1 protein-coding gene and 1 pseudogene are annotated in these 2685 nt (G+C 74.4%); both read left to right on the top strand.

The window, feature by feature from the left end; all coding sequences use genetic code 11:
• A pseudogene (locus K0M70_RS02100) lies at window positions 1-671 on the top strand (hypothetical protein); the annotation flags it as partial.
• The coding region (locus K0M70_RS02095; protein ID WP_290778651.1) for a UvrD-helicase domain-containing protein at window positions 664-2685 on the top strand (2022 nt) is incomplete at its 3' end. The pseudogene K0M70_RS02100 and the gene K0M70_RS02095, both read left to right, overlap by 8 nt.

The following is a 2685-nucleotide window of genomic DNA, read 5'->3' as shown; positions in this document are numbered from 1 at the left end:
ATTCCGCGGCCGGCCGGGCCGGGCGCGACCATGGCCTGCGCCAGCAGCCGCGCCTGCAGCGCCGCTTCGTCCACGTCGCCGGCGCGCAGCGCTTCGAATACCTGCTGGCCCAGGCGATGGCTTGGCGCATTCCGCTGCCGGGCCGCGACCTCGTGGGCAGCTTCGCGAACGTGCATGCGCGCGGCCTGCTGCAGTTCCGCCCGGGCAAGGCGCACGGCCGGGTGGTGCTCGACCTCGGGCTGGACTGGCTGGCGTGGAGCGCGCTGGGCGAAGCCCGCCCGGTGCGGCGCCTGCTGGCCGGCGAGCCGCCGCACGACGTCGCACCGCTGCCGCAGGCGCAGGCCATCGCGCGCCTGGCCGACCTGGTGGCGCTGGCCGACCAGGCCGCGCAGCAGGCGCTGCCTTTCCTGCCCAAGAGCGGCTGGGTGTGGTTCCAGCACGCCACCAGCGACAAGCCGGAAAAGTCCGAGCCCGCGGCGCGCGCGCTGTGGTGCGGCGGCGGCAGCGGCTTCGCCGGCGAGGGCGACGACCCGTGGGTGAAGCTGGCGCTGCGCGGCCAGGACCCCTTCGTGGACGGCGACGCGGGCACGCTGCAGCACTTCGACGAGCTGTGCGACCGCATCTTCCGCGGCCTGCCCGCGCAGGGCGCGACGGGAGTCGGCGATGACTGATACCGCCACCGACCTCGGCCTGCGCCTGCCGCTGTCGGGCCTGCAGCTGGTGGAAGCCAGCGCCGGCACCGGCAAGACCTTCACCCTGGCCACGCTGTACGCGCGCCTGGTGATCGAGCTGAAGCTGCCGGTGGAAAAAATCCTCGCGGTCACCTTCACCGAAGCGGCCACGCAGGAGCTGCGCACGCGCATCCGCGAACGGCTCGGCCTGGCCGCGCGCCTGGCCGAAGGCGCCGCCGCCGATCCGGCCAAGGCCAGCGACGTGCTCACCGCGCAGCTGGTGCAGTCCGCGCTGGCCACCGAACCGGCGGCCAGCCTGCGCACGCGCCTGCGCGTGGCCGCCGAAGCCATGGACCTGGCGCCGGTGCACACCATCCACGGCTTCTGCCGACGCGCCCTGGCCGACCACGCGCTCGAGGCCGGACAGGTGCCGGGCGACGTGGAGCTGGTGAAGAACGAGCGCGGCCTGCGCGAGGAAGTCGCCACCGACCTGTGGCGCCTGCTGTGCCAGGACCCGGACGACGCCCGCGCACTGATGGCGCTGTGGCCGTCGCCGGCCGCGATGGCGTCCTCCTTGCGCGACCTGGTGGGCGTGGACGTGCTGCTGCCGGCGCCGCAGCCGGTGGACGAAGCGCGCCAGCGCGACCTGCGCACGCAGTTCGACGCCGCCGGCCCGGCCGTGGCCGCGGCCTTCGCGCTGCACGGCGACGAGACGCAGGCGGCCCTGCGCGCCTGCGCCGATGCCGGCGCGCTCAACGGCACCACGCACGGCGAGCGCAGCACCGTGCCCGCATGGCGCGCGCTGGAAGCCTGGGCCCAGGGCGGCGGCATCGGCGCGCCCTCCGACGAGCGCGTGCGCCTGTTCGGCACGCTCAAGCTGGCCGGCGCCATCAAGAAGCCGTTCCAGGGCAAGGTGGCCGCGCCGGCGAATGCGCTCACCGATGCGATTGACCGCTGGCTCTCGCTGCGTGACCAGGTGGAGCAGGGCGACGAACAGCGCCGCATCAACCTGGTGCACCGCCTGCGCCGCGAAGCGGCCGCGCGCCTCGAAAAGACCAAGCACGAGCGCCGCCTGCAGGGCTTCGACGACCTGATCCGCGGCCTCGCGCAGGCGCTGGACGGCGCGCAGGGCGAAGCGCTGGCCGACGCGCTGCGCGAGCAGTACCGCATTGCCCTGGTGGACGAGTTCCAGGACACCGACCCGCTGCAGTGGGCCATCTTCAACCGCGTGTTCGCCCAAGCGCCGGCCGACGGCGGGCCGCGCGCGCTGTTCCTGATCGGCGATCCCAAGCAGGCCATCTACCGCTTCCGCGGCGGCGACGTCTTCACTTACCTGGAAGCGGCGAAGCAGGCCGCTGGCCATGAGACGCTCAAGCGAAACTTCCGTTCGAGGCCGCTCGTGCTCACGTCGGTGCAGGCACTGTATGCCGGCGCCGGCGATGAACCGTTCGGCCAGGCCAACATTCCGTTCGTGGAAGTGGGGCCGGGCGGCTTCGTCGCCGACGATGCGCTGGTGATCGACGGCGCCACGGCGCCGGCGCTGCACTTCCTCACCTGGCCCGATGCGCCAGAGGGTGCGTGGAGCGCCGACCAAGCGCGCGGCCTCGCCACCGTCGCCTGCGTTGCCAGCGTCCGCACGCTGCTGGGCACCGGCCACGCACAGCTGAGCGACGCCGGCGCCCTGCGCCCGGTTCGCCCCGGCGACATCGCCGTGCTGGTGGAAACCCACCGCCAGGCGCAGCAGGTGCAGCGCGCGCTGATGCGGGCCGGCGTGCCCAGCGTGGCCGCCGGCCGCGACAGCCTGTACCTCAGCGATGAAGCCACCGATCTGCTGACCCTGCTGGAGGCCTGCCTGCACCTGGCCGATGACGCGCGCCTGCGCGGCGCGCTCGCCACGCCGCTGCTCGGGCTTGATGCCGGGGCGCTGGCCGCGCTCGACGCCGACGGCCCCGCGCACCGCCAGTGGCAGGACCGCGCCCTGGCCTGGCGCCAGCGCTGGGACCGCCACGGTCCG

This window comes from Arenimonas sp., from assembly GCF_019459675.1.
In the GTDB taxonomy this organism is placed as follows: Bacteria; Pseudomonadota; Gammaproteobacteria; order Xanthomonadales; family Xanthomonadaceae; genus Arenimonas.
The sequence above is the reverse complement of the archived record's forward strand: the minus strand, read 5'-3'. Positions and strand labels throughout refer to the sequence as shown.